Raw genomic sequence first — 13,552 nt, 5'->3', positions numbered from 1 at the left:
GAAAATTGATGAAACTCGCTATTTTGTTTCCTGGCCAGGGATCACAATATATTGGAATGGGAACTGAACTCATAGCTGCAGATAAAGAAAATGCAGAAATCCTCGAGCTAGCTGAGAAGGTATGTGAAATTCCACTTGGATCGCTGATCGCGGAAGGCCCGATGGAAGATCTTACCAGAAACGCTAATCTGCAGCCTGCAATCACCACAACAAATCTTATCTGCTGGAACAGCTTAAAGAAATCACTTGGTGACATTGAAGTCAGCTATTTTGCCGGCCACAGTCTCGGTGAATATTCTGCTTTGTGTGCTGCAGGAGTACTCAGCGTTGAAGATACACTTCGTCTCGTTGCTAAACGCGGTGCTCTGATGGAGCGGGAAGGAATCGCAAATCCAGGTGGCATGCGTGCCATTCTTGGTGTTGAAATAGACGAGGTCGAAAAGATTCTTGCTGATTATACGGGAGACGGTATCGTAACTGCAGCAAATCATAACACGCCACAGCAGGTTGTTATTTCAGGAAATATGAAAGGTCTTGATGATATTACTCCTGCAATGGAAGAAGCTGGTGCAAAAGTTATTCCGCTCAACGTGAGTGTTGCAAATCATAGCCCGCTTGTAGCCAAGGCTGTTCCTGATTTTAGTGAGTTTATGAAAGGCGTTGAGTTCAACTCACCAAAAACACCTGTGATTTTTAACGTAACCTCTGAAGTTTCGACCGATCCTGCTGAGATTAAGGAAATGATGGGGAGGCAGATTGCATCCCGCGTCAGGTGGTGTGAGATTATTACCGCAATGATTGAAGATGGTGTGGATACATTTATTGAGGTTGGTCCGAAGACTGTCCTGAAGGGCATGATGAAGAAGATCAAACCTAAAGGTGTAACCTTAACTGCCCTGCAATGTGATACTCCTGATACCTTGGCTGCATGCATTGAAAAACTGAAGTAATTTTTCAATGTTGCTGTATGTCGCTGCTGTATTACTGTTTATGGAAGATTAAGAAATATTTATTGTTTTCTTGTTGGCCCGGCAGGGCGGCAGGGACATTGCCAGGTAAGATGATATGTTGAAAGAACTTATGCAGCGTGTTCGAGGTGGGGGAACGCTCTCTTTCGAGCAGGCTGTCGATCTTGCTACTCATGAAGACCCGCAGCAACTATTCGACGCCGCAGATCAATTGCGGCGTGAATTTCATAACGATAATCTTGACCTCTGCTCAATAGTCAACGCCAAATCAGGCAAATGTTCAGAAGACTGCAAATTTTGTGCTCAGTCATCCTGGTACGATGTCTCGATTGAGACATATGAAACCGTCGATACCGATACGGCTCTTGAAATGGCGCAGGAAAATGAAGCCCACGGGGTCAAACGCTTCTCATTGGTAACTGCCGGAAGAACGGTAAGTGATAGTCATCTAGATCTTTTTGGCCGGCTGTATAAAGACCTGGCGAGTAAAACCGGTTTATCGTTTTGTGCGTCTATGGGACTGCTGACAAAAGAAAAGGCTGAAAAACTCAAATCTTTTGGGGTATCGAGATATCATTGTAATCTTGAGGCCAGCAGAAGCTTTTTCCCTAAAGTCTGTACAACCCATACCTGGGAAGAAAAGGTTGAATCTATCAAGTTGGCAAGAGAAGCTGGTCTTGATGTCTGCTCAGGCGGAATTATCGGTATGGGTGAAACTCTTGAACAGCGAATAGAACTGGCGTTTGAGCTATGTGATCTCGGCATTCGGTCAATTCCGCTGAATGTACTTACTCCCATCCCCAATACTCCATTTGCAGATATACAACCGATTAGCATTTCTGAAGTATTAACCTGTGTTGCGATATTCAGGTTTATCAATCCACATGCAGTTATCAGGCTGGCAGGAGGGCGTGGAATGATGGGTACTGAGCAGGCGCAATGTTTCAAATCAGGCGCCAACGGAGCAATAGTTGGTAATTACCTGACAACAGCCGGTAACAATCTCAAGCAGGATATTGAGATGTTTAAAAAGCTTGGTTTTAACGTTGAAGACTCCCTTGGGAGAGATTAAGTTGGAAAAGTCACAGGTTACTACAAAAGAGTTACTGGACTACGACCGTAATCATTTGTGGCATCCATACACTTCGATTACCGAACCGCTTCCAGTGTATGCTGTTGAATCTGCTGAAGGAGTTAGAATTCGTCTTACTGATGGCAGAGAGCTGATCGACGGTATGGCATCATGGTGGTCGGTTATTCATGGATATAATAATCCTGTACTCACATCAGCACTCCAAAAACAGGCTGCTAAACTCTCTCATGTAATGTTTGGGGGATTGACGCACAAACCTGCGGTAGAACTTTCAAAACTACTTGTTGATCACTCCCCTGAAGGGCTCGATAAAGTTTTTCTTTGTGACTCCGGTTCGGTGGCTGTTGAAGTTGCAATGAAGATGGCTATGCAGTATCAGTTTGCGCGTGGCTTTAAAGGAAAGAACAGGTTTCTAACGATTAGATCCGGCTATCATGGTGATACTTTTCATGCCATGTCTGTGTGCGATCCTGTTAGCGGTATGCATCAGATTTATAAAGGGGTGCTGCCTGAATATTATTTTGCGGACAGACCAGAGTGCAGATTCGGAGACAGCTGGAATCCAGATGATATAGAATCTTTCAGGTGTCTAATTAAGGAATACAAGCACGAGTTGTGTGCAGTAATTCTTGAGCCCATCGTACAGGGGGCAGGTGGGATGAGATTTTATCATCCCGAATATTTACGTATGGCCCGTAAGCTTTGTACAGAAAGTGATGTGTTGTTGATAGCTGATGAAATTGCAACAGGGTTTGGGCGTAGCGGAGAACTCTTTGCCTGTAATCATGCAGGTATCTCCCCTGATATCTTATGTCTTGGCAAGGCGATGACCGGAGGCTATCTGACATTAGCAGCTGTACTGGCCACCGATAAGGTAGGGACGACAATATCCGGAACTGACCCCGGAGTATTCATGCATGGTCCAACCTTTATGGGAAACCCGCTTGCATGTAGTGTGGCAGTAGCATCACTTAATCTTCTGCTCGAATCTAACTGGAAAAGCAATATTCAAAGAATTCAAGGCGCTCTGCTGAAAGGCCTTACACCCTGCTGTTATCTGCAGGGTGTAGCTGATGTCAGAGTGCTTGGGGCTATAGGAGTAGTAGAATTGAGATCTCCTGTTGATATGGCTGATATTCAGGCAAAATTCGTAGAGCGTGGCGTATGGGTTCGGCCATTTGGTAAACTTGTTTATGTAATGCCTCCATATTGCATGACTAATGAGGATCTCGCGATTCTTACAAATGCTATTTGTGAGGTTGTAAGTCTGGAAGGAAATTCCTGATGTCGATCTATCATGATCAGTTGTTGAAACTCAAAAACGATGGACGACTGAGAGAACTTCGACCTCTTACCGGACGTCACGGATGCCGGGCAGAGATGCATGGTCAAACCATGCTTAACCTGATCTCTAACGATTATCTCGGTATCGCAGGTGATAGCTCAATTCAGGCCAGTTTTTATGCTGGTATGAATAGTGAAAATCTACTTGAACAATATGGTCTCGGAGCAGCTTCATCACGTCTTTTAAGCGGGGACTATACCTCAACCCATGAGCTGGAAGAAGCACTCTCCTCTGCCTATGGCTACCCTGCCGCCTTATTCTTTAACTCTGGCTATCATGCCAATATAGGTCTTCTGCCAGCTCTTTTTGGTAAAGGAGATCTGATTCTTTCAGACAAACTCAATCACGCATCTATCCATGACGGAATGATGTTATGCCGTGCTGCCCATAAGCGATATAATCATTGTGATTACAAGCATCTTGAGAATTTACTCGAAAAGAACCGAGAAAAATATGCCAGAGTGGTGATTGTCAGTGAGTCAGTCTTCAGTATGGATGGCGATGTAGCAGATTTACGTGAATTAGTACGACTAAAAGAGAAGTATGATTGCCTTGTATATATTGATGAGGCACATGCTATTGGACTCTATGGGAATAAAGGTTTAGGTAAAGCTGAAGAATATGGCGTTCTGGGTGAAATAGATTTGCTTGTTGGTCCCTTTGGCAAAGCCTTTGCTTCTGTAGGAAGTTTTGTACTCTGCACTGATGAAATTCGTAATTATCTGATCAATCATAGTCGTTCCCTTATTTTTACCACGGCTCTTCCACCGGTAGTTATTAGCTGGAATCTTTTTGTTTTTAAATTGATTCAAAAAATGGGTTCTGAGCGAAATCATTTGCAAAATCTTCATCAAAATCTTCGGCAGAATTTGATCGATCATGGCTTGCAAACTGATGGTACCACGAACATTGTACCGGTCTTAATTGGTGATAATGGTGTGGCTGTAAAGGCTGCACAGTGTATGCAGGAGCGAGGTTATCTGGTTTTCCCTGTAAGGCCTCCTACTGTTCCTGAAGGTACTGCGCGCTTCAGGCTTTCTCTAACAGCGGATATGCAGTGGATCGACCTTGAAAATGTAGCCAAAGATATTGCAGCATGTCTTGATAGCTGTTCGAAATGAGAATGCACGCATGAACCTTGAATGGCTGCATAATAAGCAACGGAAGAAGATACTCATATTCTGCAATGGCTGGGGAATGGACTCTGCTCCCTTTCGGGCAATAGAGTCTTCTGATTATGACGTTTTGAATCTATATGATTTCGCCAATATTCTAGTCGAAGATCATAACTGGGATTTTCTGGACAATTATTCTGAGAGGATATTACTTTCCTGGTCGATGGGGGTGTGGGCTGGACAACGTCTATTCTGTGCTGATCCGACTATTTTTTCACGAAAGATAGCTATAAACGGGACGCTATGTCCGGTAGACAGTCGTTACGGTATCCCGCGTGATCTATTTACAGGGACGATGGAAGCATGGTCTGAACTGTCCCGTGAAAAATTTTACCGTCGGGCATGTGGTAGTAAAAGCGTGAGTTCAATATTTCTTGATTGTCAACCTGGCAGAGCACTAAAAGAACAGCAGGATGAACTCGGGTATTACCTTAATCATGCTGATTGTATCGATCAACGCGAGAGTATCTATACTGAAATTGTGATTGCCGACAAAGATCGAATCGTTCCCACAGCTAATCAGGTCGAGTATTGGGGCAGTAGCAATGTTGCAATGATGAAGGGAAGTCATTTCCTGTTTTATACATGGAAGAGTTGGGATGATATGCTGAGCGAACTCAACTCACATTCCAGATAGTTTACTGCCTGCAATATAGAGAAATATGAATACCATTGATCCCCAAAAAGTATCAGACCATTTTAAACGCAGTATCGGTACCTATGATGATGGGGCGGTGGTGCAAAAAAATGTTGGTTCAAATCTCATCGGCCTTCTGGATAACTTCCCACAAATATACTACGATCGGGTTCTTGAAATCGGCTGTTGTACCGGCTCTATGACAGAAATGCTATGCCGGAATAACATGATAAAACAGTTATGGCTTAACGATCTTGTCGCAGAATGTACAGAGGTTGCGGCTGAAAGAATTGGCTCTCATGTTGTCCAGACGCATTGCCTTGGAGGGGAAATCAGTACAACTGCAATCCCTGATAATCTTGATCTGGTGATATCAGCGTCGACCTTTCAGTGGATTGAAGATTTACCACGGTGCTTTGATACATTTTACAAAAGCTTAAATGATCGGGGGTATCTGGTATTTTCACTATTTGCAAAGGGAACCATGCAACAGGTGAGGGAACTTCTCGGGATAGGGCTTTCTTATCTGGATGCGATTGAACTGGCAAATATCTTAAAGCGTAATTTTGTTATTGAGCACATTAAAACCACTCCCCATACGCTTCATTTTAAAAATCCACGTGAAGTTTTACGACATATTCAGAAAACCGGTGTAGGCGGGGCCGGTGATTTTTGCTGGACACCTACAAGATTGCGAAAATTTGAAAGTGATTATATCCATAAATTCGGGGACGGGCAGGGGGTGCCGCTCGATTATGTGTCAATATCAGTGATCGCCAAGAAAAAACAGGGTAATTATCCGTGAATAAAGGAAATGTTTTTTGTGTGTCAGGAATAGACACAGATATTGGTAAAACAATAGCGACCGGTCTTATCGCCCGTGGTCTTCTTGAGGCCGGGATTAATGTTATCACTCAGAAAGTCGTTCAGACCGGTTGTGAAGGGATGAGCGAAGATATTCAAAAGCATCGTGAAATGATGGGGACAGGCTTGCAGAATGTTGATCGAGAAGGATTGACGTGCTCATATATCTATTCGACTCCCTGTTCACCTCACCTTGCTGCAGACATAGATAACGATACAATCGACCCAGATAAAATAGGGGCGGCAACCCGAAAGCTACAGGCAGAATATGAACTCGTATTGCTTGAAGGAGCTGGTGGCCTGTTTGTTCCGTTAACACTGGATTACACTCTGATCGATTATTTTCAGGATATAGGGAAACCTGTAATACTTGTAACCAGTTCGCGCCTTGGATCACTCAATCACACCCTGGCTTCGCTTGAGGCACTTAAGACAAGAAACATTGAACTCGCCGGAATCGTTTACAACAGATTTGGCAACAGTGAGCAACACATAGCCGATGATTCTCTTAAGATGATTACACTATATATGCGTAAATATGGATATGACAGCCCAATAGTAGAAATGTATGGTGAGGAAATGTACCGGGAGTCAGGAAGTTGTCTTCCCTTCACTGTGTTGTGCAAAAATATATAAACTTTTCAGATGTGTTAATGCCTTGGTGATATTGTATGGAACATTTAAAGAAAAGATGTCTGAGTTGCAAATATTTCAGACCCAAAACTATTACTGATGGTCTCTGTCGTAAAGATACGTCACTGGCGCCTGATTATCAGGTCACCGCTCACGGTGATATTTGTGAGATGTGGAAAACAAGTGGCCAGCAATACTATATACGTTCCGGGTGGTTGAAGAGACAAATTCAGCTAGTTGAGGGAGAGTAAGCAGTATAAGCCATTAGTGGCTGGGCTTGGGTACCGAACGATACGATTACTATCTGCTTTTCCTGTGTTTGAGAGGGTGAGCTGAAATTTCGGTGAGCGTATCGTTAAGTTTAAATAGTCTATTGGCTATGGTGTGTTCAATTTTCAACGTTCTATTACCAATTTGAAGTTTGGTGCCACCATAGACAATGCCATAAATCTCTATGTAGATTTCTGCTATATCGATACCTCCTTTATCTGAATACTTTTCACCACGGAGTTTTTTTGGGTTATCTCCCTCTGCAGCACGTGAATAAATGCCGGTTCCAGGTATCATATTCATACGCAGTAATTCTAATTTGGTATCCTCTACACCTTTCTCCATTTTTCTGATTTTTCTGGCGTTGGCGGACCCTTTGTGCATTTGAAGCCATTGGATCAGCCCTTCCTGCTGCTCAATTAATTTTTTTTGAAGGTCGTAATATTGCAGCAGCCGGTGACCATCTACTCCTGCGCAAATTAGAGCAGGAGAGGCATTTGCGGAGCCGATGCTTCCCAGAATGAGATTGCCTCCTGCTATGACTTTACCGCCAACAATCGTACTGTCTTTGGTACAGTGTATATTCTTACCTGCAATGATTCTGCTGTAATAGCTCTGCTTTCTAATAATACAGTTGCTCCCCGCCTGTAATTTTCCTTGTTCAATAAAATAAATATCAATATCACCTTCAGCTGTAACAGAACTGTTTTTGCCGGTTATACCAGATTTAATGACAATATTAGAAAGGCTTGAAATTTGAGTGGACATGACCGATCCTCGTATTTCAAGATCACCATCTGTTTTTATCCTGAATCCAGGCTGAACCGAGCCGTGAATCAGTACAGAGTTTCGTGATTCAATGTGCCCTGTCGCATAATCAATGTCACTCATAATCTCCTGACGGCTACATACTTTAATAATAGTATCACCTACTATTGAGAGAACGCCATCGGCGGTGGCCGTAACTTTGCGCGTTTTTAGAGAATATGTGGCATCTTTTAGGGTGTTTACTGCGATATCTATACCAGGTTTGGGGTCGATCCTCTCTCCCATGATGGTCTTTCCTGATGTACCCTGCGTTGGTTGCACTTTTCTAGCTATCACCTGGGATTTTGAAACAGGAACAAAAATTTTCCGCTCTCTAAAGTCAATAGTGCCGTCTTTAAGTATTTTTCCAGGCAGTGGACCCGTTTCCATCTCAAACTTCAGGTATGCATCGGTGCCGTTGACTGCTTTTTTGCCTTTTGCAAAAACAATTACATTGAATTCGAGGAGGCGCTGTTGAATTATTTCTTCTGCAAGTTGAATCTGATCTGGTATCAGGCCAGAGGTAATGCCTTCCCGAGCGATGAGTTCGTACAGATCTTCATCAGCAAGAGAATGTGCATTTTCTAATGGAGGATGGATAGATATGGAACATTTCATTCTGTCAGAGGTAATGCGAAAGAGTGGTTCGACAGATATGTGTAGAATACGTGTAGCGAGTTTGAATGAATTTCTATATTCAATCTTAGGGTATCCGGCAATAGATGAAAACAGAACGTTTTCATCTTCAGAAAAGTAGCAGTTGCCTCCTGTTTCAATGGGTTGTTTTTGTACTATATACTCTTCGAATTGCTCAGTATTTGTAAATTCAAGCAGAGGCTGATCTTTCTTGACGAGTTCAGATACCGCGACCTCACTAAAAAAATCACCTTCACCTATTTTTATACGTTGGGTAGTAAAGAGTAGGGTCGGTTCGATGTATTGTATCGGCTCCCTTTCCAGGGGCTCGGAGGGAGATTCCATTAATCGGAGTTCCTCGACGTGCTGAATTGACATACCATTGAATTCGCAAAGAGAAGTTCTATGCAATTAAGTATATGGTATGGTTTCGGCACATTCAAGACCTGAACATAGGTTGTAACTCACATCGAGTAACTTTATGTAGCAAATTGTGATAAATATTGCTGGGGTACCTGTGCTTTACAGTTATTTGTAATCAGAAGGTTGAATGTTATATTTTTTTAATTTGTAATGGATTGATCGCCTGCTGATGTTAAGGAGTTCAGCGGCACTCTTCTGAATTCCATTTGTTTCACGAAGTGCTCTGATAATTGCTTCTTTTTCACTTGATTCGAGAGAAAATGAGTCAGGTTCAGAAGGGTTCTGCTCAGATCGTTCATACATTTCGTGCTCAAGTTGTAAATCTTCAGGTGTGAGAATGCCGTCATTGCAAAGGACTACGCCGGCTTCAAGAGCATTTTTGAGTTCGCGTACATTACCTGGCCAATCAAAGTCCTGAATCCATCTCATAGTTTTTTCAGGTATTTCTATTGGAGCCATTCCATATGATGCGCAATGTTTATTCACAAAGAGCGTAGCAAGATCAGGTATGTCTTCAGGCCGTGCCCTCAAAGGTGGAATGGTGAGTGTCACGACTCGGAGTCGATAATACAGGTCTTGTCTGAACTTTCCTGATTCTATGTCAGCATTGAGATCTGCATTTGTTGCTGCGACTACTCTGCAATCAATACGTTTTTCTTCAATAGAACCGACTTTTCGAATTTTTCTGTCCTCTAGAAATCGCAGTAGCCTGTGCTGCATGTCAGCAGAGATATTACCAATTTCATCAAGAAAGAGGGTGCCCCCGTCAGCTGCTTCAATGAGGCCTTTCTTATCCTGAATGGCATTAGTGAAAGCACCTTTTGTGTGTCCGAACAATTCACTCTCAAGTATTCCCGGTGGGGTTGAACCACAGTCAACAATTATGTATGGGCCATTTTTTCGTTTACTGTTGGTATGGATCGCTTGTGCAATACACTCTTTACCAACTCCGCTTTCGCCTAGAATCAGAGTATTGACTTCACTTGAAGCAACACGCTCAACCATTTCGCGTAAATCGAGCATTTCTTTGCTTTTTCCCCATTCAAAGCTAATGCCTTCATGGGACGAGGGCTTATCAAAACGGTTCTTGGAGTGTGATTTCCCGAAAAAATCTTTAACTTTTTTTACAAGGCTTTTACCGTCAAAAGGCTTCTCCACGTAATCAATGGCGCCGGATCTGACGGCAACAACAGCTTCTGATATACTCCCATGAGCTGTGAGGAAAATAACCGGTAACTCCGGTGAAATAGACTGGATTTCAGAGTAGAGCTCAATGCCGCTCATATTTGGCATTTTCACGTCGGAAACAACAAGATCAACCTTGTTTGCGTGGAGTATGTCGAGGGCAGCTGCTCCTGAAGTAGCTTTATAGAGATTAAATCCTGCCGCACTGAATCTGGCATCAAGCACTTCAAGAATACTTGGATCGTCATCGACCAGTAGGAGAGAACATGAAGTTTTCATAATGGCTTTTTCTTCTCCTGAAGTTGTTGGTCAATTGCTTCAAGTTCAGCAATCTGATGCTGGAGAGTAAAGAGGGATTTTTCTAATTCCGTTATAGTTTGACTTTGTCGAGTAATAATCTCTATACTTTCAAGTTCTTTATCTTTGAGCTCTTTTTTGAGGATTTCCTTAGTCATAATATCTTTCTTAAGCTCTTTAGCCTGGGCTTGTGTGATAAAAGAGGCCCGTTTTTTGAGGGCAGAAATTACCAGGTCAGGGTTTTCAACATAAATCACACTTGGATAGGTCTTCTCCCAACCCTCTAAGAGTTCAACAGCATTAATAAAATCATCTGTGGTATTTGAGGTAATTATGCGGGTACAGGCAAGATTATATAGTGCTGTGTTTTTTGTTTGATTACTTACATTGCTATCGTAGATTTCTGAAAAAATTTCTTCAGCTTCTTCATAATTGCCGAGAATAAACTCTCTTTCCCCGTCTCGTAACTGTTGTAGCTCTGGGTCAAAGGAAACGACGAGCTGCACAGCATTACAACCGGACAGTGAGATAAGCAGGGCTATGGATAATATGAGATAGTGTAAAACTTGCATGGCAGATAATGATAGTCAGGGTGAAAGGTTTTGGAAATAGAAATTTAGAATAAAAAAATTTACCTATCCTATTTTGCCTCTGGCATAATGATTGCGAACGTGCACCCATTATCAGGATTGTTTTTCACTTGAATTGTTCCACCAACGGCTTTTGCTAATCTTTTGGAAATGTAGAGTCCGAGACCTACTCCGTCCATATGCTTTCGGACTGATTTAGACCGATAATATTTATTGAAAATAAGCGATCTTTCATCTTCTGATATCCCCGGACCGCTATCAGTGATCTCAATGGAAACATACCCTGAATTTTCAGATTTGAGAACAGATATGAGCACCTCACTGCCTATTGGAGAAAACTTCAATGCGTTTCCAAGTATATTAATAATAATCTGTTGTAGTTCAGAACGCCTGCCGCGAACAGGATTGAGATTTTCCTGAAATGTATGTTTGATTTGGATGCTCTTCGTCTCAGCTGCTGTGCTCAGTGATTCTGTGCAGTCCAGTATCAAATGGACAGGATTGATCTTTTCTGTAGTAATCATGCCCTTCGTTGACGATTCAAGCATCGAAACATGCATGAGGTGATTGAGTAACTGCGTTATTCGTGTCAACTCAGAGCTGGCAAGTGTTAAAAATTTATGCTGCTTTTGATTGATACTACCAAGAACCTCCTCTGCAAGCATATTAACAGATTCCTGGATTGAAGATAGAGGGGTTCTGATCTCATGGCTCAGTGTTGCAATAAAATCCGTCCTCATATTCTCCTGTTCACTGAGTTCAGAGTTCATATCATTATACGCTACCGCAAGATCATGAAATTCATCTTTAGAGGTTACGTGGATTTTCTTCGTATAATCTCCCTGGGATAATGTTCGTAATCCATGGGTTAATTCTTTTAAAGGGATCAGGATCGATTTTGAAATAAACCAAACGCCGAATATTGCGGCGAGGACAGAGAGTCCAAAACCAAGTAGACCGTTTTGCGTGGATTGCAGTGATCTCTCATGAATAGACATTAAAGAATCTTCGGTATGCGCCTGATTGAGGTCGCGAAGTTGCACTAACAGTGCCAACCATGTGTTCAATGTATCTTCATCAACCCAGAAAATGACCTCCGGGTCTACTGTCAGTTCCTTTCGCATTAGATTTATGTGAGCGGTAAATTCATCAAGGAATAACGAATAGGCCGCAGGTGCAGTGTACCCTCGTGATGATAAGTGTTCAATAGTTAGGACACTCGTGTCAATGTTTGCTAACGATGTTTCGAAATATTCCCTATATACCGGTTTTTTAAGGACACTCAATTTTTTAGCATTGGAGTCCATTTCAAGCAAATTTTCGATCAGTACCTTCGATTGTGATGCAACAACGTTGTTTATACTGACAATTTCTTCCGAGATGCTCATCATCTTTTGTATGTGAATAAATACAAGTACTATTGTTCCGTAAAAAATAAGAACAAAGGTGAGCAAAAACAAAGAAAGCTTGGTCGTGATAGTGAGTCTGGGTATTGGTATTTTCACAATAATTAGTTGAGTAGATTATTACGGTGAGATAACAACATGTACGCATAGTGGTGGTCAGGCAGAGAGGTCTACCCCTTTTAATTCCATTTTTTCCTGCGAAGCTTAACAGAAGCAGCGAACTAAAGCGAGTGGTTAGGTGAGGATGGTTACGAGGTGAGAAAGAAATCAGACATTTTAAGCGATGTGTTCTTATGAAGAATTGCTGTATATAAATTTTCTATCTATGACCCATAGGGATGGGTTCCGAATTGCGCTAAGAGCAATTTATCTCTTTTTGCACATTCAGTGCGCAATAAATGTAACCTTACATTTTGCGACAACGCATTTATTGCTCTATCTACCTGGCATTATGACATTTGAAATTTTGGCATGCACGTTGCATTGTTAGGCTATATGCGATGTGGTTTGCAGGCGATTTTTTGAAAAAATACCCTTCGGGAAGATTTTATTCCTTATAGAGTGGATGTCAAATACAAATGCTGGAGAAACAAATTATGAGATTTTTTACCGCAATACTTATTGGTTCTATGGTAGCTTCATCAACTTTAGCAATGGCTTCAAGTTCAGCTGAAACCATTAAAGCAACTACTGAAAAAACAACAGTTGCACTTGAGTCAAACCTCGAGAAAATCCAAAAATCACTATCAGGAGTTGTTAAAAAAACTCCGGAAGGACTGATACTGGAAACTGATGATGGTGCCTATCGGCTAAAAGGCTTGAGTCTTGATGAAATAATTGGCAAAGAAGTTCATATCACCGGTGTTGTTAAACAAGGTAAGGAGGAGAGTATTATTTATGTCGTGAAAGCAGATGTTAGATGAAGCATAAAGAAAAGCAGTACACGTTGTTGGCTGTAGGCGGGATCGTGAATCCCTGAAATATGGCTGGCAGACATTGTTGCACCTGGGAAAGCCGTACGGATTCTTGAAATCTGTACGGCTTATTTTTTTGTTTTTTACTATAAATCCTATAGTTCAGGATATCTTAAGCTTGGTTATCGTGTAATACGTGTCTTTCTGTCGAAATGTTCAATCCTTGTGTAATCATATTGACCATGTTTACTCATCATTACTCAGATCCGTACCCTATAATTTCTTTCTTGTTTCTCAGTCTGTAGTGTT

At 42.0% G+C, this 13,552-nt stretch carries 13 protein-coding genes; 9 read left to right on the top strand and 4 right to left on the bottom strand.

What is annotated here, in order from left to right; translation table 11 throughout:
• Positions 1-8 precede the first annotated feature (8 nt).
• The 8 genes from fabD (at position 9) to FCL46_RS11960 (ending at position 6,966) form a co-directional block, all read left to right on the top strand.
• Positions 9-950 (top strand): ACP S-malonyltransferase, encoded by a 942-nt coding sequence (gene fabD / locus FCL46_RS11995; RefSeq protein WP_136808365.1) that lies wholly within the window; start codon positions 9-11, stop codon positions 948-950.
• Positions 951-1,065: 115 nt separating this feature from the next.
• Positions 1,066-2,040 carry a biotin synthase BioB gene (gene bioB / locus FCL46_RS11990; RefSeq protein ID WP_136808364.1) on the top strand — a complete coding sequence of 325 codons (975 nt, stop codon included), beginning with the start codon at positions 1,066-1,068 and terminating at the stop codon, positions 2,038-2,040.
• A gap of 1 nt (position 2,041) precedes the next feature.
• Positions 2,042-3,346 carry an adenosylmethionine--8-amino-7-oxononanoate transaminase gene (bioA, locus tag FCL46_RS11985; RefSeq protein WP_136808363.1) on the top strand — a complete coding sequence of 435 codons (1,305 nt, stop codon included), beginning with the start codon at positions 2,042-2,044 and terminating at the stop codon, positions 3,344-3,346.
• On the top strand, positions 3,346-4,527 hold the full coding sequence (locus tag FCL46_RS11980; RefSeq protein ID WP_136808362.1) for an aminotransferase class I/II-fold pyridoxal phosphate-dependent enzyme: 1,182 nt from the start codon (positions 3,346-3,348) through the stop codon (positions 4,525-4,527). Before bioA ends, FCL46_RS11980 begins: the two co-directional genes overlap by 1 nt.
• A gap of 10 nt (positions 4,528-4,537) precedes the next feature.
• Positions 4,538-5,218 (top strand): pimeloyl-ACP methyl esterase BioG family protein, encoded by a 681-nt coding sequence (locus tag FCL46_RS11975; protein WP_136808361.1) that lies wholly within the window; start codon positions 4,538-4,540, stop codon positions 5,216-5,218.
• Positions 5,219-5,243: 25 nt separating this feature from the next.
• Positions 5,244-6,023 (top strand): methyltransferase domain-containing protein, encoded by a 780-nt coding sequence (locus FCL46_RS11970; protein WP_136808360.1) that lies wholly within the window; start codon positions 5,244-5,246, stop codon positions 6,021-6,023.
• A gap of 20 nt (positions 6,024-6,043) precedes the next feature.
• A complete protein-coding gene (gene bioD, locus FCL46_RS11965; RefSeq protein WP_267313765.1) occupies positions 6,044-6,718 on the top strand; it encodes a dethiobiotin synthase in 675 nt (224 codons plus the stop codon).
• Positions 6,719-6,753: 35 nt separating this feature from the next.
• Positions 6,754-6,966 carry a hypothetical protein gene (locus FCL46_RS11960; protein WP_136808358.1) on the top strand — a complete coding sequence of 71 codons (213 nt, stop codon included), beginning with the start codon at positions 6,754-6,756 and terminating at the stop codon, positions 6,964-6,966.
• Between the two features lie 49 nt (positions 6,967-7,015).
• Here the strand turns inward: FCL46_RS11960 and FCL46_RS11955 are convergent, their stop codons facing one another.
• The 4 genes from FCL46_RS11955 to FCL46_RS11940 form a co-directional block, all read right to left on the bottom strand.
• Positions 7,016-8,773 carry a DUF342 domain-containing protein gene (locus tag FCL46_RS11955; RefSeq protein ID WP_167505927.1) on the bottom strand — a complete coding sequence of 586 codons (1,758 nt, stop codon included), beginning with the start codon at positions 8,771-8,773 and terminating at the stop codon, positions 7,016-7,018.
• A gap of 183 nt (positions 8,774-8,956) precedes the next feature.
• A complete protein-coding gene (locus FCL46_RS11950; protein WP_136808356.1) occupies positions 8,957-10,315 on the bottom strand; it encodes a sigma-54-dependent transcriptional regulator in 1,359 nt (452 codons plus the stop codon).
• Positions 10,312-10,905 (bottom strand): outer membrane protein assembly factor BamD, encoded by a 594-nt coding sequence (locus tag FCL46_RS11945; protein ID WP_136808355.1) that lies wholly within the window; start codon positions 10,903-10,905, stop codon positions 10,312-10,314. The genes FCL46_RS11950 and FCL46_RS11945 overlap by 4 nt, the downstream gene beginning before the upstream one ends.
• A gap of 68 nt (positions 10,906-10,973) precedes the next feature.
• Complete coding sequence (locus tag FCL46_RS11940) at positions 10,974-12,428, bottom strand: HAMP domain-containing sensor histidine kinase (RefSeq protein ID WP_136808354.1); 1,455 nt, start codon at positions 12,426-12,428, stop codon at positions 10,974-10,976.
• Positions 12,429-12,925: 497 nt separating this feature from the next.
• On the opposite strand from FCL46_RS11940, the gene FCL46_RS11935 reads away from it, so the two are divergent.
• The gene (locus tag FCL46_RS11935) at positions 12,926-13,252 is read left to right on the top strand and encodes a DUF5818 domain-containing protein (RefSeq protein WP_136808353.1); all 327 of its coding nucleotides are present in this window, start codon (positions 12,926-12,928) and stop codon (positions 13,250-13,252) included.
• Positions 13,253-13,552: the final 300 nt, after the last annotated feature.

The organism is Desulfosediminicola flagellatus (assembly GCF_005116655.2).
GTDB lineage: Bacteria > Desulfobacterota > Desulfobulbia > Desulfobulbales > Desulfocapsaceae > Desulfopila > Desulfopila flagellata.
This window is presented reverse-complemented; position numbering and strand designations above follow the sequence as displayed.

Coding starts and splice junctions, on each gene's coding strand:
- bioB (WP_136808364.1), top strand. CDS start 1,066: ATGTTGAAAGAACTTATGCAGCGTGTTCGAGGTGGGGGAACGCTCTCT.
- FCL46_RS11935 (WP_136808353.1), top strand. CDS start 12,926: ATGAGATTTTTTACCGCAATACTTATTGGTTCTATGGTAGCTTCATCA.
- FCL46_RS11980 (WP_136808362.1), top strand. CDS start 3,346: ATGTCGATCTATCATGATCAGTTGTTGAAACTCAAAAACGATGGACGA.
- FCL46_RS11975 (WP_136808361.1), top strand. CDS start 4,538: ATGAACCTTGAATGGCTGCATAATAAGCAACGGAAGAAGATACTCATA.
- fabD (WP_136808365.1), top strand. CDS start 9: ATGAAACTCGCTATTTTGTTTCCTGGCCAGGGATCACAATATATTGGA.
- FCL46_RS11955 (WP_167505927.1), bottom strand. CDS start 8,773: ATGGAATCTCCCTCCGAGCCCCTGGAAAGGGAGCCGATACAATACATC.
- FCL46_RS11945 (WP_136808355.1), bottom strand. CDS start 10,905: ATGCAAGTTTTACACTATCTCATATTATCCATAGCCCTGCTTATCTCA.
- FCL46_RS11960 (WP_136808358.1), top strand. CDS start 6,754: ATGGAACATTTAAAGAAAAGATGTCTGAGTTGCAAATATTTCAGACCC.
- FCL46_RS11970 (WP_136808360.1), top strand. CDS start 5,244: ATGAATACCATTGATCCCCAAAAAGTATCAGACCATTTTAAACGCAGT.
- FCL46_RS11950 (WP_136808356.1), bottom strand. CDS start 10,315: ATGAAAACTTCATGTTCTCTCCTACTGGTCGATGACGATCCAAGTATT.